The 23,377-nt window shown below is 59.3% G+C and carries 15 protein-coding genes; 6 read left to right on the top strand and 9 right to left on the bottom strand.

What is annotated here, in order from left to right; translation table 11 throughout:
• Positions 1-172: 172 nt before the first annotated feature.
• The 6 genes from Mal15_RS20825 to Mal15_RS20800 form a co-directional block, all read right to left on the bottom strand.
• Positions 173-1,354 (bottom strand): VWA domain-containing protein, encoded by a 1,182-nt coding sequence (locus Mal15_RS20825; RefSeq protein WP_147869526.1) that lies wholly within the window; start codon positions 1,352-1,354, stop codon positions 173-175.
• Entirely contained in the window at positions 1,347-3,617 is a 2,271-nt protein-coding gene (locus Mal15_RS20820; RefSeq protein WP_147869525.1) for a DUF5682 family protein, read from the bottom strand. The genes Mal15_RS20825 and Mal15_RS20820 overlap by 8 nt, the downstream gene beginning before the upstream one ends.
• Entirely contained in the window at positions 3,617-4,693 is a 1,077-nt protein-coding gene (locus Mal15_RS20815) for an ATP-binding protein (protein WP_147869524.1), read from the bottom strand. The genes Mal15_RS20820 and Mal15_RS20815 overlap by 1 nt, the downstream gene beginning before the upstream one ends.
• Positions 4,690-6,117: a DUF5691 domain-containing protein gene (locus Mal15_RS20810; protein ID WP_147869523.1), complete on the bottom strand. Its 1,428-nt coding sequence runs from the start codon at positions 6,115-6,117 to the stop codon at positions 4,690-4,692. Before Mal15_RS20810 ends, Mal15_RS20815 begins: the two co-directional genes overlap by 4 nt.
• Positions 6,107-7,429, bottom strand: a complete 1,323-nt coding sequence (locus Mal15_RS20805; RefSeq protein ID WP_199773702.1) for an SWIM zinc finger family protein — start codon at positions 7,427-7,429, stop codon at positions 6,107-6,109. Before Mal15_RS20805 ends, Mal15_RS20810 begins: the two co-directional genes overlap by 11 nt.
• Before the next feature lie 421 nt (positions 7,430-7,850).
• Positions 7,851-8,786 carry a 3-keto-disaccharide hydrolase gene (locus Mal15_RS20800; RefSeq protein ID WP_233902929.1) on the bottom strand — a complete coding sequence of 312 codons (936 nt, stop codon included), beginning with the start codon at positions 8,784-8,786 and terminating at the stop codon, positions 7,851-7,853.
• Positions 8,787-9,387: 601 nt separating this feature from the next.
• On the opposite strand from Mal15_RS20800, the gene Mal15_RS20795 reads away from it, so the two are divergent.
• The 5 genes from Mal15_RS20795 (at position 9,388) to Mal15_RS20775 (ending at position 17,500) form a co-directional block, all read left to right on the top strand.
• Positions 9,388-10,656 carry a DUF1552 domain-containing protein gene (locus Mal15_RS20795; protein WP_233902928.1) on the top strand — a complete coding sequence of 423 codons (1,269 nt, stop codon included), beginning with the start codon at positions 9,388-9,390 and terminating at the stop codon, positions 10,654-10,656.
• A gap of 10 nt (positions 10,657-10,666) precedes the next feature.
• On the top strand, positions 10,667-13,153 hold the full coding sequence (locus Mal15_RS20790; RefSeq protein ID WP_233902927.1) for a DUF1592 domain-containing protein: 2,487 nt from the start codon (positions 10,667-10,669) through the stop codon (positions 13,151-13,153).
• 112 nt (positions 13,154-13,265) lie between these two features.
• A complete protein-coding gene (locus Mal15_RS20785) occupies positions 13,266-13,865 on the top strand; it encodes an RNA polymerase sigma factor (RefSeq protein WP_147869519.1) in 600 nt (199 codons plus the stop codon).
• A complete protein-coding gene (locus Mal15_RS20780) occupies positions 13,862-16,057 on the top strand; it encodes a serine/threonine-protein kinase (RefSeq protein WP_147869518.1) in 2,196 nt (731 codons plus the stop codon). The genes Mal15_RS20785 and Mal15_RS20780 overlap by 4 nt, the downstream gene beginning before the upstream one ends.
• 3 nt (positions 16,058-16,060) lie before the next feature.
• The gene (locus Mal15_RS20775) at positions 16,061-17,500 is read left to right on the top strand and encodes an SHD1 domain-containing protein (protein ID WP_147869517.1); all 1,440 of its coding nucleotides are present in this window, start codon (positions 16,061-16,063) and stop codon (positions 17,498-17,500) included.
• 29 nt (positions 17,501-17,529) lie between these two features.
• On the opposite strand, the gene Mal15_RS20770 is transcribed toward Mal15_RS20775, so the two are convergent.
• The 3 genes from Mal15_RS20770 to Mal15_RS20760 all read right to left on the bottom strand — a co-directional run bounded on the left by Mal15_RS20770 (position 17,530) and on the right by Mal15_RS20760 (position 20,255).
• Positions 17,530-18,174 carry an SOUL family heme-binding protein gene (locus tag Mal15_RS20770; RefSeq protein WP_147869516.1) on the bottom strand — a complete coding sequence of 215 codons (645 nt, stop codon included), beginning with the start codon at positions 18,172-18,174 and terminating at the stop codon, positions 17,530-17,532.
• 75 nt (positions 18,175-18,249) lie between these two features.
• Entirely contained in the window at positions 18,250-19,710 is a 1,461-nt protein-coding gene (locus Mal15_RS20765) for a FecR domain-containing protein (RefSeq protein WP_147869515.1), read from the bottom strand.
• Positions 19,707-20,255, bottom strand: a complete 549-nt coding sequence (locus Mal15_RS20760) for a sigma-70 family RNA polymerase sigma factor (protein ID WP_147869514.1) — start codon at positions 20,253-20,255, stop codon at positions 19,707-19,709. The genes Mal15_RS20765 and Mal15_RS20760 overlap by 4 nt, the downstream gene beginning before the upstream one ends.
• Before the next feature lie 173 nt (positions 20,256-20,428).
• Between Mal15_RS20760 and Mal15_RS20755 the strand changes: the two genes are divergently transcribed.
• Positions 20,429-23,377, top strand: a complete 2,949-nt coding sequence (locus Mal15_RS20755) for a hypothetical protein (RefSeq protein WP_233902926.1) — start codon at positions 20,429-20,431, stop codon at positions 23,375-23,377.

Raw genomic sequence — 23,377 nt, 5'->3', positions numbered from 1 at the left:
GTTGCTCCGGGGCGTAGGATTCGAAGTGACTCTCAATAAAGATCCTGGACCGTGGCCGGCGAAGCGCGGAATAAAGAGATTTCTCTCGTGGGACCACAGCTTTGACGTAGCTGCGCTCGATGCGAGCGTGGAAAGCGCCCAGGATCCACCTTCTGGCGAAGGTAGCCACGATTCAGCGAGTCGCTGAGGGGGTTTCGCCCGGCACGATGGTTTTCAGATCTTCCCGTGCCGCCCACTGAAAAATGTCCTCCCTACGCAGGGCCGATGCCATCAGGTCCGGGAATTGGTCGGGCGTGCAGGCGAAAACGGCGATCCCCATGGCGGCCACGGTGCTGGCCAGATTGGCGTCGTAGTAGGGACGCCCTTCGTCGCTGAGTGCCAGCAAGACGATCACGTTGACGCCGTCCGAAACGAGCCGGCCCAGTCGCGCAATCAGCTCGTCGGCGTTTCCTCCTTCGCACAAATCGGTGATCAGAATCAAATGCGATTTGCGAGGTTGTTGGATTTTTTCGGCACAGTAGCTGACCGCCTGGTTGATGTCGGTGCCGCCACCCAGCTGGATGCCGAACAGAACTTCGACGGGATCCGAAAGTTTTTCAGTCAAGTCCAGGATCACGGTGTCGAAGCAAACCAGTTGCGTTCGCACGACCGGCAACGAAGCCATCACCGCGGCGAAGATGGAGGAATAGATGACCGAGGGCGCCATCGATCCCGATTGATCGACGCACAAGATCACTTCGTCCAAATCCACCAGCCGACGTTGTTTCCTGGCGAATCCGATCAGCCGCTCGGGCACGACGGTTTTGTACTGGGGAAGGTACTGGTGCAAGTTCGCCCGGATGGTTCGCGGCCAATCGATGTCAGCTGCCCGAGGTCGCGTCGTCCGCTTGCTACGATCCAGCGCGCCGCGCAACGCTTCGGCCGTCCTTCGCTCCAGCCGCTGCATCAGTTCCGCGACGACTTTCTGGATCACCTCGCGAGCCGTCTGTTTCGTTTTCTCGGGCATCATGCCTCGCAGACTCATCAGGTCGGCGACCAGATTCACGTCGGCTTGCATCGCCGCCAAAAACTCGGGTTCCAACAGCATTTGTTGTAATCCCAGCCGAGAAAACGCGTCCTTTTGGATGATTTGGACGACCGGGGTTGGAAAGCACTCGCGGACGTCCCCCATCCACTTGGCAACGCGAGGCGCCGACCGCCCCAACCCGCCCCGACGCGAACCTCTTCCGCCGCCGGATCCGTCGCCCGGTTCGTACAACGCGTCGAGTGCCGCAGTGATACGCGCGTCGTTTTCGCCGAGCTCCTCGGTTTGACCACCGAGCATCATTTGCCATCGCCGCTGAAGTTCATCCATCGATTGCACCTCCGCTCAAGATCTCGTTGATCCGCCGCATGTGTTCGGACCAAAGCGGATCGACGGATTCGATGACCTGATAACCGGTCTGTGTGGTCTGTCGACCGAGTACGGCATCGAGCAATCGGCGGCGTTCCATTTTGTCCATGTTTGAAAAGACCCGTCGAAACAATGGCAGCGATTCGACAAACCTTTCTTCGTCCAGACTCATGATCCAATCGCTGACACAGTGGCGAAGATCCGCGTCGTGGATCAAACGATTCCCGGCTCCTTCAAGAAATCCTTCAAAGAAACACGCCGCATCTGCGGTGGTCGTACCGGGGGACAGTTTTCGACTCAACAGATCGACGGCATCATCGGAGTCCAGGTGTTCGCTTTCATACAGCAACCGGGCCGCTTGCCCCGCGACCAAGGCGGTCGCCTGGTCATCGTGGATCACTTCGCCGAGCGCATCGATCCACATCGAAAGGGCCGACGACTCGATCAGCTGGATCGAACGATCGGCCGCGGCAATCGAATCGCGCAGCAGCCCCGCGGCTTCTTCGTCTAATCCGCGCGCCGCGTGATGAAGGGCGATCGAGGCTTGGCCGGCAATGCGATCAAACAAGGCATTCATCTGGCCCGTGTCAACGTGCCGGGCTTTCCCGTAACGCAGGACGTCCGCGATCGGTGGCAATGCGGAGAGCATCTCCAGACAATCGGTGGCCTGTCCGGCACGATGCTCCAGCGCCGTGCTGACCTCGGCCGCGGCCTCGGGCAATTGTGCTGTCAGGGCTTCAAAGACCAGATCCGACAACTCGCCCAAACGATTGGATTGCCGCGAGCGAGCGATGATGCGTCCGGAGGCCGCCTGGGCGATCGTAGCACCGTAAACCAGGTTCTCGACCAGCGAGACCGAGTACTCGGGCTCCCAACGCAACACCCAGCGTTCGCGAAACGTCCCGCGGCTGCGTCCCGGATCGTCCAGTTTCCCCCACGGCACATCCAGGGCAGCCAGCCGATGCAGCAGCGTCGAACGAAACAGCCCGCTGTCGGATCGCAAGTCCACAGACAGTTCACGCTCCAGTGCCTCGGGCTTCAGCCGAGCCGTCTTCTGTTGTCGCTGCAAATCCTCCAATAACGGAGCCAGCGGAACGCCGCGAGGAATACGGCCCACTGCGCTGCCGATCAACACGTCCACGGCGATCGACTGCCACAGCTTGTGATTCCCAAAGCACATGCAGGCCACGGTGGCGTCGGTCAGTTCCTCAAACCCGACTTGCGGTCGTCCGCGAATGGCCGCCAAAGACACCGCCAAGCGTTCCGTTTCGATCAGCGATGCGGTTGAAACCACTTGTCCGTTTTCTCGCAAGCAACGAGCGATTCGCGCGATCCAGCGTGTCGCTTGTTCCCGGCGTGGCGTTTCCCACAGATGCCGATTCCAGCCGGGCGCACGGACGCCGGCACCATAGCCGCTGGACAGGGCCAAACGGGGCGCGGTCCACGGAGTCCACGTCGCCGAGACCTTGCGTTTGGCGACGCCCTTCAGCAGTGCCCGATCGTCCTTGGCCGTGTGTTTTTCGGTCAAAGCGGGGACATGCCAAGCACCACAGACGACCGCGACGGCCCCTTCGTCACGTTTCCGCGACTTGGCAATCTCCAGCCGCATGTGTGCCTCGCGGGCCGCTTCGTCGTCTTGCGGCGGCGCCACATCTTCGCGCAACGCCCGCATGGCATCGGCGACTGCGGCGAAAATCGGTCCCGGCTCGGGGTTTTCTTCGATCACATCCTGCCACCAACTTTCCCCGTCTTCGTAGCCGGCGGCAAATGCGAGTGCCCCGATCGGATCCCATCGAATCCTTGCCAATGGATTTTCCGCTACGTCATCGGATCCCTGCGTGTGTTCGTCACTCGTGTCTTCGCTTTCAGGTGCCGCGACGGGTTCGGCCGCCGGAGCCGAGACGCGCAACCGCCAATACACCGGCAAATCAATAAAGCGAGCCGGCACATCGTGCTTTGCCGCCCAAAGAATCGCCTGGTATTCGGGCGAGAACACCGAAAACGGCCAGAACACCGATCGCTCCGGTTCGCCCGCCGGGTAAGCCAGCAAGGCGACCGGCGGCACCATGTCCTGGTCCGCCAACATCGGAATCAATTCCGACAGATCCGCAGGCCCCTCGATCAACACCTCGGCGGGCCGCAAGGCGTCAAGCGACTCGACCAATCGCCGTGCCGACCCGGGGCCGTGATGTCGGATGCCGAAATACTCGACTTGCCCTTGCATCACACCAACTCGGTCAACGTGGTGTAGTAATCCGCAAAGTCACGGCGTTTCTTCAAAACCGTTTCCAAATACTCTTCCAAAACGGCTTTGTCCTGGACCGGATCTTTAACGATCGCACCGAGCACATTAGGCGCAAGTCCTTCGGCGTTCAGGATCCCGTCATTAAAGTAGGCCGCGTGGGAGAACCCGCTGACCATCACCGCGATCGCCTCGGCCGTCGAAAGCGTGGCCGACGGGCTTTTCAGCGTCGTTTTTCCATCGGCGGTTTCGCCACCTCGCAGCTCGCGAAAGATCGCCAGCACCCGCGTGACCTCTTCGACCACATTCTTCGGTGCGGGCAGATCCAGCGACCGGGCCATCTCGCCGACACGCCGGGTGACGATCTGGATTTCTTGATCTAAATCGTCTGGCAAAGGCAACACGACGACATTGAAGCGGCGTTTCAGCGCGGCCGATAATTCATTGACGCCCTTGTCCCGATCATTCGCGGTTGCGATCACATTGAAACCGCGTTGTGCGTAGACCGCATCGTTCAATTCAGGGATCGGCAGCATCTTCTCGGACAACACCGTGATCAGCGTGTCCTGCACGTCCGATCCCATTCTCGTCAGCTCTTCCAATCGACACAGACTGCCGCTTTCCATCGCACGAAACAGCGGCGTCGGCACCAGCGCCTCGCGACTGGGTCCTTTGGCCAGCAATTGTGCGTAGTTCCATCCGTACCGAATCTGATTCTCGTCGGTGCCGGCGGTACACTGGATGATTTTTGTCGAATCACCGCTGATCGCGGCGGCCATGTGCTCCGAGACCCAGCTTTTGGCCGTCCCCGGAACGCCCATCAACAGCAATGCCCGGTCGGTCGCCAGCGTCGCCACGGCCGTTTCGATCAGACGACGATCACCGACATACTTGGCATCGATCTGTCGCTTGCCCACCTTGCCGCCGACGATGTAGGTGACGACGGCTTGAGGGCTGAGCACCCAACCGGCCGGCTTGGGATGGTGATCTTCCGCCTTCAACGCTTCCAGATCATCGGCGTAGGTCTTCTCGACCGGCTCGCGTAAGACTTCAGTCACAGAGGCTCTCCTGGTGGCAAGCACGCATTGAGTTTAAGTAGTCCAAGCATCGGGTCGGATGCAAACAGATTGCTGTCAGTGAACATCGCCAGCAGCTCCGTCGCGGCAGCCTGGTCCGCCAACAGCCCCAGCGAAAACAGACCCCGACGAAGCGTCTGCTGCCCGACCGTGTTCTTCGTCGTGTCTTGACCGGCAAGTTTTTTCAGTTCCTTGAGTGCTCGCAGCGGTTTCAATTGCTCGAACGTGATCTCGCCCCACAGCCCCTGCGCACAAACGACCGCAGCGGAAAGGCTGGCGTCGTCGTTCTCCAGCACACGCGGGAGCAACATGCCGCGACTGTCCTTCCCCAATCGGTCGAACAACTGTTGGAATCCTTCGGCCGAGATTCCATCGAGCGAGGTGATGCACGTCGCCATCGTCGCGACGGCCAACTCATTGCCGGTCGCGGCGACCATTCGCACCAGGCTATCGGACGCCTCTTCGTCGACGTGTTCCCAGCCGCGGATCAATTCGGTTTCGTCGGACAATCCTAAACCCTGCACGAAACTCTTCAGGCTCAGTTTGGCAGCCAACTCATCACGACGTTTCCGCTGGGCAGTCGTCTTCAGCCGGTTGGCCGTGATCTTGTATCCACCGCGCAGAAGCTTCTTGGCGACCGAAAAAAAGTCTGCAAACTCCGCGACGTCAGCCGCCTCGTCCTCGGCCGCTCCGATACGGGCCAAGTACTGTTCGACCAGCCGACGGACCTTGGCAGACCGATCTTTGACAAAACCTTCCAACAACGACTGGTCTTCCGCACACAATGCCTCGCCAAATGTTTCGATGATTCTTAGCCGCTCTCCCGCCGGAACGGATGCTGCCTTGTCGGCGACCAACTGCCGCGCCGCCTCGGGCTGCGTGCGACGCAGAGTCGACAGCGCGGCGCGACGCTCCGCCGGCATCCAAGCGTCCCAATTGTCGGCGTTGATTTGATCGTATTCCCCTGTCGTGTCACCTTCCTGCTCCGCGTTTTGCCAAGAAGCCCATGGCGCATAGACGTCCGGCAGCTGATCGAAACTTTTCGGCATGTAGTCGGCCGGGTGAACGACGTACCCGCGTGCCGCGAGCAAGTGCATCACGTCCCGGGTTTGTGACTCGGTGAGCTTGATGATGCGAATCAAGTGCCGGAGGTGTTGGCGCGCTTGGGGTGGCGGTGTCGGCAGACTCAATGCAGGCAGCGTCGGCGTGACTTTCAATTCGCCACCGGGCGTCGCTCGCAGTGCAAATTGCATCGCCTGTCCGGCCAATGCCAACAACGCCAGATCTGGATTCGGATCGTCTTGTACCGCCGCACGCCATGACGCTGGCGTTTTCCCAACCGCCGAACTACCGATCATCCAGCATCCTTTCAGTTCGTTCAATGTCTGCAGCAGATCACTCGCCATGGGACAGGCTCCCCCAGTCGGACTGCGACGCAAGCAGCGTGAGCGTCAATCCGTCCCACAAGGCGATCGTCTGATGCATGGCGACGCCGGCGATCTGTTTCGCGGGCTTTCCGGCAATCGGAAGTGCCAGCGAACCGTCGTCGGACTGCCACCAGTACCTGGCATCCGCTTGGGCGATCCGACCGCTGGGAAAGAGCAACGGGACGGTGTCCATCCACGGCGCCGACCGCAACGTTTCACGGTAACTTTCCAGCGGCGGTGTCGTTGCGACCGGCCAGGGTGTTTCATCGACGGCTTTGGCAGGGTCGCCGGGTTTTCGCTCGGCAATGACCGCACGAATCGGCCTCCGCGCCGGGTAAAACGCAAGCTCCGCTTCAAACCGTTCCCCGACCGCAAACGTGCTGCTTCGTTTGCCGAGTGAAGCCGGAAAGAAGTCCAGCAACAGCGCGAACCGAATTCCTTCGCCCAGATTCATCAGCCAAGTCGCCTGGCTGACCAAACCGTCGCGCCGTGTCGTCACTTGCTCCCCGACCACCTCCCAAATCGCCGCCAGTCGGGTTGCGCCCTTCAGCTCCAAGATCGAGTCGCGGGTTTCGCTGCTTCCAACCAACCGCGTCAGCTCTGCATCGTCTTGATTCGCTTTCCAAGCTCGGCAAATCAGCACGATGCGTCCGAGTTCTTGGATCAGCAGATCGAGCCGCCGATCGCCGGAGACCTGCATCAGCCGCGACGGCAATTCGTCCAGTCGGCTTGCCATCGCTTGAGCTTTGGCGTCCACCAAACGCGCCGCGATCGTTCGGCAACGCGCATTCGGATCGCTCAAGAATGCCGAAAGTCCACCGCGGATTTGATCGTCGATCCACTGTTGCAACTCGTCGATCCCCGCAGCGATCGATTTACGAGTGGCTTTGGCGCGTTTTTCGGCGGCGGCTTTGCGTCGTGTTTCGGCCTTGGGATCGAGCGGTTTGTTCTCCTCCGTTTGTTGGGCGACCGCCAGACTCTTGCCGGCTTTGCTGACGGACTTCTTGTCCGACGTGCCCGGCGCACTGCCGCTCGAGTTGCGGCGACGCCCCGACCAATCGTTCACCCACTGAGGCGTTTCTCCATCGGCAAACGGCGCTGGATCCTCGACGTACATCCACATCAGCGCCAGCACGTGCTTGCAAGGATACTTGCGTGAGGGGCACGTGCATTTGTAACCCGCATTGGAGTTGTCAAAGACCGTGCGATAGGGATTGGCGCCGCTGCCTTGGCATTCGCCCCAGACCAGATCGCCGTGCCGAGTCAGCGCGGGCCATTTGCTCGGCTTCATCAGTTTGTTCGCTGCATTGAGCGAAGCCTGATCTGGCGCTAGCTCCGTGATCTTGCTGGTCGTCAATGACATCGCCGCACCCGATCGGCATCGTTGTTTGAACGGGCCGTTGTTTCAACCAATCGATCGCGCCCGCCCGTCCGTCCACGCGGGCATTGTCGCTGATTTCACAGGGGCAAACAATTCCCCTTTTCCGCTCGCGGTCCATCCACGCTCGAAGCGCAAGCGAGAGAGTCGCAGCTTGCTTTTCGAGTAGTGGACCAGGCGACGAGTCCATTCGAAACATGCACCGCGAGGACTCCTCGCGTCGTCCACGACCCCTTTCCCGCCCGACCGAGCGTCGCCGTGTTCTCCGAACTCGGCGGACAAAAGCGTAGCGTTGCCCCACGCGCCGACCTCGGAGAGGACGGCGACTATCCAGCTACTCACCGATCACCGGAGCCAGATAGATGTCGCGGTACTTCACGCTGGTGTGATCACCCTGCAGATGAATCGGTCCGGGTTGCGTGGGGTCGGTGAACACCGCGCCGCCTGTCGGGCCGACGACGGGCTGGTTGTCGATGACCTTGACGCCGTTCAGGAAAACGGTGACGTGGCGGTCGACCAGCGTCAGGTCATAGGTCTGCCATTGACCGCCTTGCTTGCCCGCATTGATCGAGGGCGCGATCTGTCCAAAGATCGCCCCGACGCCCTGCTTGCCCTGCATCCGACTGTCACGATCGACGACTTGCGCCTCGTACATGCCGCGCAAATAAACGCCACTATTGCGAGCCTCGCCGATGTTAAACTCGATATGCAGCCAAAAGTCTTCAAAGACCGCCTCGGTGCGTAGATTGGCGTAGGCCCCCGTGGCACTGAAATCGGTCTTCGGGGTCGTGTTGACCAGCGAACCGTCCTGAACGCTCCAGCCCATGATTTTCTCCGGCTCGTGGGCCCGCCACCCCGTCAAGTCTTTCCCATTGAACAGCCGGATCGGGTGCCCGAATCGAACGTTGGACAGATCGGGCGGCGTGGACGGAACGGGAGGAATCTTCTTGCCGGTGAACGTGTCGCGATGCACCGTGCCGTCCTTTGCCCTGGAAATGATCACGCCGCTCAGTTTTCCATTCTCAACCCCGACGTCGACGGTTTTGACATCCGTCGCTTTCTTGTTCTGACGCAAGGTGAATGTCAAACGTCCGTCGACCATTTTGACGTCTTGGTGAGGACCTTCCGGACCGACGTGCAATCGGAACGTGACCTCCGGTTTGTCACCCAACTGTTTGACGCTCATCCAAGCGGGCGTCTTCGACTCCAACTGGAGCGACCAGTCACCGACGATCTGGTCGGTGGCTTGGGTGCTTGTCGGAGTGATCAAACTAAGGAGAACGAGGGCTGGAAGGGCGCCGTGGACGATTGGTTGCATAGTGATGAAGCTCTCCGTAGTAGTGCTCAGATGCTGCTGAACTGGACAGCGTCACTTGATACAAAATACTTCGTGAATCGCCGTGTGAATGTAGCTACCTTCGCCAGAAGGTGGTACTCCGGTGTTTTCCACTACATCAAAAGGGACGCTGTCCAATTAGCGAGCCATTTTGACAGAACCTGCCTCGAAAACTGATTTTTCTGAGGCAGATCGCTGGATTTCGGCGGCTAATACGTGACGCCCCCGCCTTTTTACCTGCCCGCGATGCCGACCGAACTTGATTTCGTTTCCGAATATTCCCGCTGGTAGAATGAAGTGTACCGCTTCATTCTGTCGCCGGTTCCACATCGCCCGGATGCCGACGAATTAATGCAAGAGACGGCGAAAACGCTGTGGACGAAGTACTTTCAGGCCGAGGAGCCGATTCAGTTGGCGGATCCGTTCCCGCAGCGATCAAGTCCGCGTCCTCGTCGCCGCCGATCGCTAACTGTGTTGCATTCTGTCCGGCGGCGCAGCACCTTCCCCATGCCCTCCCTTTCGAGAATCGTTCCTGATGTTTGACCGCAGATCAATCCTCCAAGCTTTCGGCGGAACACTGACCCTGCCGATGCTGGAATCGACGGCCTCCGCCGCATCCCCCGCGTCCGCCACAACACCAACGCGATTGTTGATCGTGGCGAACCCGTTCGGCGCCCACCCGGAACACTTCTTTCCAACCGAGTTTGGGACCGACTTTCAATTCCCGAAAACGTTGAGTTCGCTCGAGTGGCTACGTGACCGAATCAGCATTCTTTCGCACACCGACCACAACATGAAAAGCGGTCACGGTCGTGAGATCGCCTTTCTGAGCGGCGTGCTGCCGGAAACCAGCGCGGCGTTTCCTGAAAAGAACATGTCGATCGACCAGATCGTCGCCCGGCATACGGGTACCCACACGCGTTTTGCTTCGGTCAATGCGTGTTTGGAACGCAGCATCCGACTCAGCTGGAACGCCAATGGTGTCGACATCAAACCGTTCACCGACGCACAACGGATGTACGACCATCTGTTTTTGAACCTGACCGCACAGCAGCGGCAGCAGCGCCGGCAGTTGCTGCAGCAAAACCGCAGCGTCCTGGACGCCGTGCGTGAACAGTTTTCCGGTGTCCGCAAACGGGCATCGAAAAACGACCAGGTGCGGCTGGATCTGTACGCGAACGCTTTGCGCGACCTGGAACAAAACCTGGTCGATCGCCAGCAATGGGTCGATCGCGACAAGCCCAAGTTTGATCTCTCGGGCTACTTTACCGGCAGCGACATCACGATCGACAACCGCTACAACGCCGTGTTCGACATGGTCGCCTACGCGTTCCAAACCGACCTGACACGCGTGGCGACGATCGGGTTTTCACCCGAGTTGTCGTACACCGACGTGAACGGAGTGACTCGCGGTTACCACGCTTGCACGCACAACGGGAAAAAGGAAGACACCGTCGCGGAGCTGGTGGCGATCGAGTCGTTCCAGATCTCGCAATTGTCGCGATGTTTGAAAAAGCTTGATGAAATCCCCGAGCCCGGCGCCGACGGCAGCATGCTGGATCACACCGTGGTCCTGTTCGGCAGCGGCATGGGATACGGAGGCACCCACTCCAACCGCAACCTGCCGGTTCTGGTCGCCGGCGGCGGCTTCAAACATTGCGGGCACGTCGACACCCGTGATGCCGGCGGTGACAACATGCCGTTGTGCAACCTGTTCCTGACATTGCTCCAGCGATTCGGCTTGGAATACGACCAATTCAACCAGAGCAGCGGTTCGTTTGACTTCGCAACCGCAAAGGCCTAAGGAGATGTCCATGAATCGCTATTTTTCTTACTTGATCCTTGCTTTGGCCGCCTCCGTCGCGATGCCTTGCCACGCGGACCTGTCGCTGATCAAACAACATTGCTCCAAGTGCCACACCGGACCGGAGCCGAAGGGCGACTTCAGCTTGCACGACCTGCGCAGTTCTGCCGATGCCGAGAACGTCGATCACTGGGTCAGCTGCCTCGAGCGTGTGGAAGCCGGTGAAATGCCACCGGCAAAGCACAACCGCATGACCGACGAAGAAAAATCAGCCCTGAACGCATTTCTGCGAAAACAGATCACACGGTACGAGTCGCAGATCCAGCGGCCGAACCAAACACCACCCCGCCGGTTAAACAATCGCGAATTCGAAAACAGTCTGTGTGACGTGCTGTTGATCGACCACGTCGGGACGCACGATCCGCTGGCGAACTTGCTGGGCGACACGCTGCACGACGGCTTCGACACGCACGGTGAAACTCTCGGAATGAGCGAGTTTCATCTCGACCAGTACGTCACCGCCGTGCGGCAGGTGCTGGACAATGTGGTTTTCACAGGCGATCGCCCGGCATCCGAACGTTCCCGCAACGGCCCGAAACAGTTGCAAGTGGTCGACACCTCGAATCGTTCCCGCGCCGATCGAACCAGCCGAAGCGACGAGGGGGTCGACATCCGCGACACACGACAACGCATTTATTGCAAGAATTTCGTCCGTGCCCCGCACTCGGGAAACTATCGCATCACCGTTCGCGCCAAAGCACTCGATCGCCACGTGTACCGGCAAGACCAGACCGGCATCCACGACGATGATCCGCTGACGCTACGCATGCATCTGGGCAACGGCAACATCGATTTCAACCTGCACGAGGGCGAACTACAGGAATTCGAATCGAACCTCTGGTTGGCCGAAGGAACGCCCCTGGAGTTTTCGCACCACACCGATGGCTTGCGAATGATCGGGAACGGAAACTTCAAATTCCAGTACCGCATCGCTCACGACTACCTGAAGGAAGCGGATCCGCAGCTCTACGAGCGCGTCGTCACCGAGGAGGTTCCCAAGTCGAAATTCCGTCGTGACAATCCATCACACTGGAGTCACTGGGTGGATTATTGGCAGGGACCAAGACCGTTGATCGCCAGCGTCACGATCGAAGGTCCGCTGTACGAATCCTGGCCGCCGCAGCGTCACGTCGCGTTGATCGGGCAGAAACCTGACGTGAAGGACGCCGCGACAATCCTCGCCCCGATCGCCGAGCGGGCATGGCGTCGCGACGTGACGAAAACAGAACTGGAACCGATCGTGGCTTTAGTGCAATCGCAGCAGGAATCCCTGGGCGATGTCGGCGCCATCAAAGAGGGCATCGTCGCCGTCTTGGCCTCGCCGTCGTTCCTGATGCTCAATCCCGAGCAATCGTCCCCACACAATCTGTTCGCGACAAAACTCAGCTACCTGCTGGGCAGCACGGCCCCCGACCAAACGCTGATCGGCAAAGCCAAAGATGGCCGGCTCGCTTCCTTCGATGCGGTGCGTGAGGAGCTGAAACGACGGCTCGAAAGTCACCAGGCAGACGAGTTTCTTCGCGAGTTTCCTTATGCATGGCTGCAATTGGACCGCATCAATTTCATGGCTCCCGATGTGGATCGCTATCCGCTCTATGAAAAGAAAGCCATCAGCGAGGACATGGTCCGCGAAGTACTCGCCTTCTTTCGTCATGCCGTCGAACACAATCGGCCGCTGCCGGAATTGCTGACCGCCGACTACTCCTTCGTCAACGCAGACTTGGCCAAAGTCTATGAACTGGAGAACGTCCCCAGCGATTCGGTGCATCGCAAGTACGTGTTTGACGACGGGCGTCGCGGAGGATTCCTGGGCATGGGAGCATTCTTGACGCTCACCGCGGACACGTTGAACACCTCGCCGATCCACCGCGCGATCTATGTGATGGAGAATTTCATGGGGATTCATCCCGCCCCGCCGCCGGCCGATGTCGAGATCAAGGAACCGGACATTCGTTCGGCGACAACGATTCGAGAAGTCCTGGAGGCGCACCAAAGCGATGCCACATGTGCGGCGTGCCACCAGAACATCGACCCGTTCGGCTATGCCTTTGAAAACTTCGATCCGATCGGGGCATGGCGTGACGAGTACATCGATGTGTCCCAGTCGGTCGATCCGTCCGGTCCACCGGGCAAACGCAAGCAGTTTTTTTCGGCAATCCCGATCGATGCATCGGCCACCTTCCTGAGCGGTGCCCAGTACCAGGACATCACCGATTTCCGCGAGCTGATGAAAAGCGACGTCAACCAAAAGCGGTTCGTCCGCTGCTTCATCACCAAGCTGCTGACGTACGCCAACGGCATCGAGCCGGAGAACTTCACCGAAGTCGAAGCCATCGTCCGTCAATCCGCAGACCACGACTACCGCATCGTCGAAACCATCGCGGCAGTGGTGGACAGCCCGCTGTTCAGGGAAACGAACGCCCGCGGTTCAGATTAAACAGCCGCCCCCTCCGAGGCAAACCGCCCGCGATTCTTGGATTTTTTTCCCGACGCGTGTCAGAATTCCGGTGATGCTGGATTAGATATAGTGGACCGTTTTGGAGCCCACGATGACTGATTTTCCAGAAACCCGAGAAAGCCTGATCCGTCGCGTCAAAGACACGGGCGACCGGTGCGCCTGGGAAGAGTTTTCGAGCATGTATCGCCCCGTCATCTATCGTGTGGCGAAATCCCGCGGGATGCAGGACGCCGACGCGCAGGACCTGGCACAACAGGTGCTTCTGGCCGTTTCATCGGCCATTGGTCGCTGGGAAAAACAATGCGCCGAGACGAAATTTCGCCACTGGCTGAGCCGGATCACGCGAAACGCGGTGGTTAAATTCATGACCCGCGGGCCTCGTGATGTAGCCGTCGGAGGCACCGGAATGCTGGACTGGCTGGAGGAGTGTCCCGATCCGGATTCTGAAACGGCCCAACGGTTCGATCTGGAATACCGACGTCAACTCTATCTCACGGCATCCGATCAAGTCCGACGCAAGATTCAGCCTCAATCCTGGCAGATCTTCCAGATGACCGTTTTGGACGGGGGCTCGATCGAGGACGCGGCTCGCCAGACGGATCGTACCATCGGGAGCGTCTACGCCGTTCGCAGTCGCGTCATGCGTCAGCTGCGCGAAGCGGTGTCGCGTTTGGAGGCCGACCAATCATGAGCCCACATTTTGATGTTTGCGGCTCGAATCGGATCGAGGCGTATCTTCAGAATCGATTGAGTGCGGTCGAAGAATCAGCGTTTGAATCACACTTGGAGAACTGTTCCTGGTGTCGCCAACGTCTGGAAGAATGTGCCGCAGCTCCCTCGTGTTGGCACGAAGCCCGCGACCTGCTCACCGAGTCGTCATGGCGGGATCACTCGCAACCGATTCGCAATGTGCTGGAAATACTGGCTCCGACGGATCAGCCCGACATGCTCGGCCGACTGGGCACTTACGAAATCAGCGGCGTGGTCGGATACGGCGGCATGGGAGTTGTGCTGAAAGGGTTCGATCCGTCACTGAAACGCGTGGTGGCCATCAAGGTCCTGGCACCCCATTTGGCGACCAGCGGTGCGTCGCGTCAACGGTTCGCACGCGAGTGCCAGGCTGCCGCCGCTGTGACTCATGACAACATCATCGAGATCTACGGTGTCGCTGAAGCCAATGGACTACCGTATCTGGTGATGCCCTACGTACGCGGCCCATCGCTGCAATCGCGTATCGACCGTCAGGGCGCGTTACCGGTGGAAGAGGTACTGCGAATCGGACACCAAATCGCGGCGGGATTGGCCGCCGCTCACGCGCAAGGTTTGGTGCATCGCGACATCAAGCCGGCAAACATCCTGCTTAGCGATGGGACCGACCGATTGGTCATCACCGATTTCGGATTGGCGCGGGCTGTCGATGACGCTTCGGTGACCAAGACGGGAGTGATTGCGGGAACCCCGCAGTACATGTCGCCTGAACAGGCACGAGGCGAATTGATCGAACAGCGATCGGATTTATTCAGTTTGGGGAGTGTCCTGTACACGCTCTGCACGGGCCGCCCACCGTTTCGCGCAAACACCACGTATGGGGTCCTGCAACAAATCTCCGACCAGACCCCTCGTAACATTCGTGATTTGAACCCCGCCATTCCCGAATGGCTGTGCCAGATCATTCGTCAGCTGCACCGCAAATGCCCGAACGATCGGTACGAATCGGCAGATCAAGTCGCTCGCCGACTGGAGCAGTGCTTGGCCCACGTGCAACAGCCCCACGTTCACCTGCTGCCCGAAACGATCCCACAATCACGTCGTTCGGTCGCGTGGTCGCACATGCCCCTGTGGCTGCGAACGTTTACGGTTTTAGTAGCACTCGGTTTAATCGGCGTAACGATGTGGTGTCTGCCGCGGACACAAACCATCGCGACTGATCCAATCTCCCCCGCAACGATGGCGCCAACGGATGCCTCGGACCGACTGTGCTATCAGATGCAATCGGATCAGGAGCATGCTTTTCTGATTACGATTTACTCGGAGCTTCCCGACGTGGATACTCAGGTCGACGGTTTGGTCGTCACAAAAGTTCTTGCGACCGATGACGCTGACTATCACTTGAGAATCGAAAGCGATCTTCAACTGACTGAAACGTTCGACCGGCACGACGATCGAATCGTCAATGACGTCGGGATGCGTCATTACGGAAATCACTATCGACGCTGGAGTGGCCGCCGAACCGGTCACGCCGTCCTCCGCAAGACCGGTGAATTGATCTCACAGCAAGGCAACCTGGAGCTACCCTTCGCATTGGCGTCACTTCCGGAATTGATACTGCCGGTATTGCCGGTCGAATCGAAGGTCGGTTTGCCGGGCACAAAAGACAGGTTTCGTATCGATTCAGAGGTGCCGAAAGCCCCTATTCATTCCGACAGCCGAATTGTCCGCTTTGTATCCGGTGATGCCCAGGTCGACTTTGACGCGGCTGCCGGAATGATCGATTCGGTACGATTTGATCGCACCATCACGTTGGTTTCGGACAACACAGTGCAGCGGGTACCGATTCATGCCGAAGTTATCCGAATCACTTCGGCGGAGCGGCTAGCATGGGAAAGCGGTCGCGGCGATGTAGGTCACACGCCGTCTCGCGAGACGGTCCCGCTGACGTCGGATCAGGAGGATCGTCTATTGGCCGACCTGCAAAATGACCGTCGACTCTTGTATTGGCTTCACGACTTGAATCGCCGTCCCGTCGCCAGTTTCTCAAGCGATGTGGCCGATGCGATTGCCGTGCTAAGCCGTCACCCCAACGGTTCATTCCGCACCATCGCCCAGCGTCTGGTCGACAAGATGCCTCCCGAACAACTCAACCCGTTTCGACAAGTGGAGTAATACATGACGTTCACAACAGTTCGTTTGCTTTTGATCGGTGGCATTGCGTTTGTGTTCGGCGCAAACGCGAAAGCCGAACCGTTGCGGTACCAACTCCAGCCCGACGAGGTGGTCGCCTACACGGTGACCATCACTGCGGACACGCCATCGTCGGTCGATACCATGAAAGGGGTCATCGCCTTCACCGGAAAGCGAAGCGAAGGCGAAACGATGACGGTCGAGTACAGCGGTGGACTGAGCAAGTCGGTCAAAACCAAGTCCTCCGGTGGCGGTCCGCGGAGAGGCGGATTCGGTCCGCGCCGGGGTGGCCCCCCGATCCCGCGCGGCCCCTTCGATCGCCCCGATTTCCGCGGGCTCACCCAATCCACCAGCACCCTGGTCTTGACCAATACGGGCGGGGTCGAAAGCATGCGCGGTGATTCCCAATTGCCGTTCCTGTTGGGCAACCTGTCATTGTTACCCTTCGATGCACTCCCCGAACAAGAGACAAATCGATGGCAGGACGGTAGCGGCCTGACCATCACATCGCGGTCATCAAACAACTCTCGATTCGGACCGAGATTCGGCCCCTTCGCCAACGACAATGACGAATCGGTCAAGACCGGCGGCGGTGAAACAGCCAGCTACGAAATTCAGCGTCAGGATGGAAACCTGGTGACCATCCGCAAGACGTATTCCCTCTCCTCACCCGCGGCAAACAGCAAGGAAACCGGTTTCGAGATGCAAGGAAACGGCACGTGGATCTTCCATCGCGAACTCGGCGTCACCGAATCGATGGATTTCAAGGCCGATCTCGCCATCCAATCCAATAACACCGAGGTCAAGATCCCCGTGACGGTGGCGTTCGAGCGAATGCCCGAAGAGGAGTATGCCGCCCACGTCAAGGCGCGTCAGGAACGCATCGCCGATTTGCAAAAACAGGCGGCCGAACGACGAGCCAGACAGGCGGCTGCCGCCAAAGAACAAGAAGGGAAGCCCTTGACGGAGCAAGTCAAACGCGAAGTGATGGCCGATTTGAACTCGTCACAATGGCCGACCATTGCCAACCGATTGCGGCGGATGAAAGGCTACAAGCCGCACCCGGACGATTTTGACGTCGCGATGCGGGTCAAAGAGTTGCAATCGCACAAGGTGATCGGAGTGAGCATGGCGGCCAAAAACCTTTGGAAGGGGATAGAACCCGTGATCGATACCACCAACCAACCGGCCGCTCCGACCGGTACGAGCAACCCGTTCGCTACGGCAGAGGAGAAGATGGAGGGCGCTCGAGGGATGCGTCAATGGAGCGACAACACGGGTTCCTTCCAAGTCGAAGCTCAATTTGTTCGTATCGACGGTGCAAACGTCGTTTTGGAAAGGGCCGATGGAAAGGAGCTGCGAGTTCCGATCGCCAGATTGAGCACCGCAGATCAAGCGGTCGTCAGATCACTCGCGTCAGAGTAGAACGCATGTTTTTCGCGGTCCGGTTGACTTCACCCGTCCGTCTTCGTTTCGCGGACGGTTGCAGCCTCTAAGTTCTCAGCATCCGTCAAGCGAATCAGGACCTCGTTGCGACGCAGGGGGGCCGGCGTGAATGGCGGGTCGTAGCCGGCCGCCTCCGCTTTTGCCGCGCCGCTCAGCCCCCGCGCTTCCATCCACTTGCGCAGCTTGGTTTCTTGCTGCTTGGCCAGTTGCGTGTCGAGCCGACCGGGAAAGCGGATCACGGCGAAACGCCCGCCCTCGCGTTTGCGAATCTCGACGCCTTCACCCTTGGGTTCCGGCACGCCCTGGGCGGCCACCTCCTTGGGCATCACAAACCCCATCGAAACGTCCGACTTGCCGATCTCGCCTTCCATGAACACGGGCGTCGTCATCGCGATTTTCTGGTCGTCTTGGTTCGCCCCGCTGATGTATCGAAACAGCCGCATGAAGCTGCCGTCGCGGCCCTGGGAGTCCATCTTTGAATCGGTCGCCGCGAGCATCAAATCCGGATACTCGCGGATCTCGATGTTGCCGTCCGATTCGATCACCTCGTATTCGGCCGACTCGTACCCGGCCCGCGCCGTCATCGTCCAGGCCGCCATCGCGACCCCGACGATCCCCAGAGTCGCTGCCCAATAGATCATTCGTCGTTTCATGGTCCTGTTTCCCCTGACGTTATTTCAAACGCGTTCGCCGAAGCAGGATAGCGGACGGTCAAGCAGGAGCCGGCATCACGGAGAATTCGGTCCGACCAGCAGCGCCGGGGGCGCGGCAACGGCGTTGGACCGATTGGCGAAGCCGTGAACCAATCCACCCGGGGAACGCTCCTTGGTTGCGCGAACGACAATCAGTGTCACGATTCCGTTGGTGTCCGCGTTCAAAAAGTCGACCAGTGCGTCGCCCGCGATCCAAACCTGGCCGTGCTGTCTGCCCCGCCGGACGACGAATCGACCTAATTCGCGAGCCCGACCGGCATCGACGTCAGCAGCCCCCTCGGCGTTGGCTGGTGCAGTCTGCCAGTTCAAGGTCTGCGGCGACCAATCGTCGCCTGATTCGTCGGCCAGTCCGTAAACGACGAACTCGCAATCACCCACTTGGCTTGCAAATCCGAATCCACTCGGCTGCAAAGTGAGTACAAACTTCGCTGTGGCGATCGCATCACCGTTGAGCGAACCGAGGTCAAAGGCGAAGTATCCTTTGCGGCTGTATCGTTCATACCCGTCATATGGGTTCTTGACCAGCACCAGCCCGTCGCGACTGTTGTTCTTCACCTCGTCCGCTTGGCTGCGACTGATCGAACCGTCCCTGCCACGGCCATCTGCAGTGGTGATCCGGTGCAGCTTTTGATGCTGGGAATCTGAACGATCCACTTCCATCAACTCCGGCTCGCCACTGTGGGTTGGCGAATCGCGAAGCCCGGCCACAGTAGCAACGACGCGTTGCTGACCGCTCAGGCGACGCATGGCGTCGGATCCGACATGCTGCACTTCCACCTCGCCGTCAAGAACTTCGATCGATGACACCTGGGAAGAACGCTCAATCGTCACGGCGAACGCGGTCCCATGATCAATCGCCACCGCGGTCGGTGTGGAAAGCGTGAATCCATGAGCCGATTCGGGCACCTGGACCACGGCCGTTCCCGCCAGCAGTCGCCCGCGAAACGACGATTGAATTTCCAATTCGGCAGGTGATTCCAACGTCACTTCGGCGCCCGAAGCAAAGCGGATCGTGGTCAAACCACGCTCGATCCTTAGTCGTCCGCGGTGAAGATTCGACCCGACCGCTGTCGGCAACGTGCTGTCGCCCCATTCTGCATCCGACGAATCGATGATTTGCGCGACGAACGGAGTGGTCGCTGGTGCGTCGTCGTCGGGAAAGTTCCACCACACCGCCAGCAAGACCATCGCGGCCAAACCGATCATCGCGGCCAGCCACGCGTTGCGTCGGCCCGGCCGACCGCGTAACGGCGGGGGCTCATCCTCCGCGACAACCGGTCCCCTGCCGACCGCAGAAAGATGAACACGTTCAAGTTGCAAATGGGCGTTTTGCTGCATCAAGTCAAGGTACAACTCGCGCGCCTCCGGATTCGCCATCAGCACGCGTTGAAGCTGATCACTTTCTCCCGGATCCAGCGAATCGTCCAGTTGCTTTTCGACCCACAGAAAAAGCTGTTCCCGATCATGGTTGTTCATCGTGCCGACTCCGACGCTGGCAGGACGCCGTCACTAATCCCTCGAACACAATCACGCAAAACCAGCCGAATCCGGCTGAGAACGCGGTAGGTGGCCGGCACGGTGCGATCGATCCGATCAGCAACGGCTTGCATCTGCAACCCTTCTCCATAACGCAGCGACAGGATCCGACGGTGATTCGGCGACAGTTTGGCGACACAGTCGGACAATCGTTCCAGCTGCGTTTCTCGCCGAGGGGCGTCTTGTTCAAACGCGTCGGCCAACTGTTGCAAACAGTCATCGGAGAAAACCAGGTGTTGGCTCTCACGCCCCTTTCGCTTGCGGAAATCAAAGATTCGGTTCAGCGCCGCCTGTCTCGCCCAGGCACCAAAGTTGGTTCCGATCTCAAATTGATCGAACGAACGCCACAGCGCCAATTTGGTCTCCTGGAGAATGTCGTCCGCATCGGCCGATCGAGGCACGAAGGTGAGCACGTACGCAGCCAGACGACGCTCGTGCTGGGCGAGCAGCTGAATGAACTGTTCGGCTCGATCATCATCAACCATTGACTTCTCTCTGTTTGCCATGCAGATCCTGACATCGATACAGTGCCCGTCGCCGGCGATTTGGACACCGAATGCGTTTTTTTGTGAAAATCCCTGCGCCGGCTGTCCAAAGCCTCCGCCCACGGCACTGTAGGATTATCCCGACAGACCATTCTTGCGAGGCCGAGGCACCCATGACACGAAATTTCATTGAATCTTGCACGCTCAAACGTAACGCCTGGTGGGTGGTTTGGGTCGCGGCTGGCCTGGCATTTTTCGCTCTGTCAGACATCGCAAAAGCCGGGCAAGGTTCTGCGAACGCGACCTCCGGTGGTGCGAAACAGAGTCCCCGCACCGACCTGTTCATCAGCGGCGTCTACCCGCACCTGACGACCTACGGCGTCTACAGCCAAAACGGCGCCCACGACAAGAGCGGACACAACGAATGCGGCATCGGTGCGATCGTCCCCTGGGCCGGCAAGCTGTGGATGGTCAATTATGCCCCCCACATGCCTCGGGGCAGCGAGCACAAGCTGTATTCGGTCGATCCGGACCTGACCAAGCCGCTGAAGATTCATCCCGAAAGCGTCGGCGGCACACCGGCCGGACGGATGATTCACCGGGAATCGAATCAATTGCTGATCGGGCATCACCTGGTCGACGCCGATGGAAACGTCCGCTCCATCCAGCCGGCGGACATGCCGATCCGCGTGACGGCCATCGCACGCCACCTGAGCGATCCGGCCAACATGGTCTACTACATCGACATGGAAGGTTCGATTTGGGAAGCCGACGTGCACACCTTGGCAGTCAATCGGCTGTTCAAGAAACCGGTTCCCGGATGGCACGGCAAGGGCGGCTACACCTCGCAGGGACGTTTGGTGATTTCCAACAACGGAGAATTGCACGTCGGTGACTACAAAGACGTCCTGGTCGGTGGCGAAGCGAAAACGCCGGAAGAACAAGGCGTGCTGGCGGAATACGACGGAACGAATTGGCGGATCGTCGAACGGCGTCAGTTCACCGAAGTCACCGGCCCCAAGGGGATCACCGGCGGCAGCGACGGCAACGATCCGATTTGGACGATGGGCTGGGACCGACGCAGCGTGCGGCTGAAGGTTCTGGACAACGGCACATGGCACACGTACTTGCTGCCCAAAGCCGCCTATTGCAACGACGCCCAACATGGCTGGTACACCGAGTGGCCACGCATTCGCCAAATCACCGACGGCCGCTGGATGATGGACATGCACGGGATGTTTTTTGATTTTCCCAAGACGTTCTCGGCCACGAATTCGGCTGGCATCCGACCGATCGGCAGCCATCTGCGCTATGTCCCCGATTTCTGCGATTGGAACGGACGACTGGTGCTGGCCACTGACGAAACCAGCATCCAAGGCAACCCGCTGGCCGGACAACCGCAAAGCAACCTTTGGTTCGGAAACTACGACGATCTGAAGCACTGGGGCCCGGCCAGCGGCTATGGCGGACCGTGGATCGACGACGCGGTCATGGCCGACACGCCCTCCGACCCTTTCCTGATTGCCGGATTCGATCATCGCATGCTGCACCTTGCGATCGGTCCCATCAAACCCACCTCCGCCCCGATCCTGCGTACTGCTGACCAACTGCCGATCAGCGACCTGCCCGACCTGCTGGCCGGACTTCCCCGGGTCACCATTGATCGCGGCAACTGGCGAAAACCCGCGGCCGGTTTCGAATTCATCCTCGACAAGCCCGCAACGGTCTACTTGGCGGTAGACGGTCGTGGCGAATCGACGCTGCCGCCCGAATGGAAACCGTCCGACCTGACGTTGACGTGGAACAAACAGGTCAAGGACCCGATCTATGTTCGCCGGTTTCCCGCCGGGAAAGTTTCCATCCCGGGCAATGTGTTCGAACACTCCAAGGGTGCGTTCGGAACGCCACACTTGGTATTTGTTCGATCCGAGGACGGATCCGTTGACTCCGCCGCCGCGGTCGGAAAAGCCAGTGTCGTGCTGCCGAACACAAAGACCGCCCCAGAGGCCCCCAACGGAACTCCGGTTCGAGTCACGCTGCAAATTGACAAGCAAGGCAACGGTTCCTGGACCGACCTGAAAACAATCGATTTGGCTGTCGGTGAACCCATCGCCGAGCTGCTTCCCAAGGACCTTGACGCGGAGTGGCTGCGTTTGATGACGGACCGCGACTGTGTGGCAACCGCCGTCCTGCACCAAACAACCAGCCGATTCGTCGACGGCGAATCGGCGGCGAACAAGGCATTGTTCGCAGGAATTGCCGAGGTCGGCGATGACGCGCTCGCCGGTACCGTCTACCCGGCAAAACGCAACCGCAATCTGCGTGTCATCAGCGGCGATCAACAGCACTTTGAGTTCACCAAGTCGGGATTCGCGTTTGAACCTGCTGAAGCGGACGCGAAACTTGCAAAGCTGCTGCACGTCGAACCGGAAATCTCGGTCGACGAAGCGTCGGTCATCGTTACAAGTAACGGGAAACGATTCCGATTGCCCAAGGGCGACGCCGCCTACGACAAACCATTCGCATCGCGCTGGCCGCGGGCCTCGCGGGAAGTCCAATCCGAACGCCATCTCGCCAACATCCATGGGACGTTCTACGAAATTCCGCTGGTCACCAACGGCGCGCCGCCGGCATGGAACCTGATGCGCCCCGTGTCCAGCCACAGCAAGCAGATCACGGATTTCTGCTCCTGGAACGGGTTGTTGGTGCTGTGTGGAATCCGACCGGATGCGGAAAATGATGGCCACGTTTTCCGCGACGCCAAGCACAACATGGGGCTCTGGTTCGGCGGAATCGACGACCTCTGGAAACTGGGAAAGCCAACCGGCAGCGGCGGTCCATGGCGGAACACCCACGTCAAGCCGGAAATTCCATCGGATCCCTACCTGATCAAGGGCTATGACGACAAGACAGTCACGATGTCGCACGATGCCACCGTGGCGGTCACCATGACCCTGCAGATCGACTTGGATGGCGACGGTCGCTGGGTGGACCACAAACGTTTCGACGTCCCCGCCGGAAAGCCGCTACGATATCCGTTCCCCAAAGGGTTTTCGGCGTGTTGGATTCGAGCCGTTTGTGACACGCAAACCATCGCAACCGTCCAATTCGACTATCGATAA

This window comes from Stieleria maiorica, assembly GCF_008035925.1.
Taxonomy (GTDB): Bacteria; Planctomycetota; Planctomycetia; order Pirellulales; family Pirellulaceae; genus Stieleria; species Stieleria maiorica.
Note: the sequence above shows the minus strand (reverse complement) of the source record. Positions and strands in the feature narration are given on the sequence as shown.